This window comes from Ruegeria sp. ABV3_008, assembly GCF_056161185.1.
Genome location: NZ_JBSWYP010000035.1, coordinates 1 through 651, shown reverse-complemented (window position 1 = coordinate 651; position 651 = coordinate 1). Strand labels below are relative to the sequence as shown.

The following is a 651-nucleotide window of genomic DNA, read 5'->3' as shown; positions in this document are numbered from 1 at the left end:
TGCCTCTTTCAAGTACTTTAAAACCAGTCCCGAAATCATTCGTCTTGCGGTGATGCTGTACATCCGTTTCCCGCTCTCGCTTCGGAATGTCGAAGATCTGCTGCACGAGTGAGGCATCGACGTGAGCCACGAAACTGTTCGATATTGGTGGAACCGGTTTGGCCAGATGTTTGCTGCTGAGACAATGCGGAAGCGAGTTCGGCAGTTGCGCGCGTTCTCCAAATGAAAGTGGCACGTGGACGAGGTTCCTTGAAGGTGAATGGCAAGCGGCGTTTCCTCTGGCGGGCTGTTGATCATGAAGGTGAGGTACTGGAAGCCGTTGTTACCAAACGCCTAAACAAAGCTGCAGCACTGAAATTTCTCAGGAAATTGATGAAGCGATACGGTAAAGCGGAAAACGTCGTCACGGATTGCTTCGCATCGTACCGGGCCGCTCTCAGAGAGCTTGGTGCTATCGAAAAACAACAGACGGGCAGGTGGCTCAATAACCGCGTCGAGAACTCGCACCTGCCGTTTCGACGGCGTGAACGCGCGATGAAGCGTTTCAGGGACATGCAAAGTTTACAGAAATTCGCTTCCGTCCATTCCTCCGAATACAACCACTTCAACCAGGAAAGATCGCTGACCAGCCGAGACACCTTCAAGTTGACA

1 pseudogene is annotated in these 651 nt (G+C 52.1%); it reads left to right on the top strand.

The window, feature by feature from the left end:
- Positions 1–651, top strand: a pseudogene (locus tag ACXAH8_RS23095) (IS6 family transposase); the annotation flags it as partial.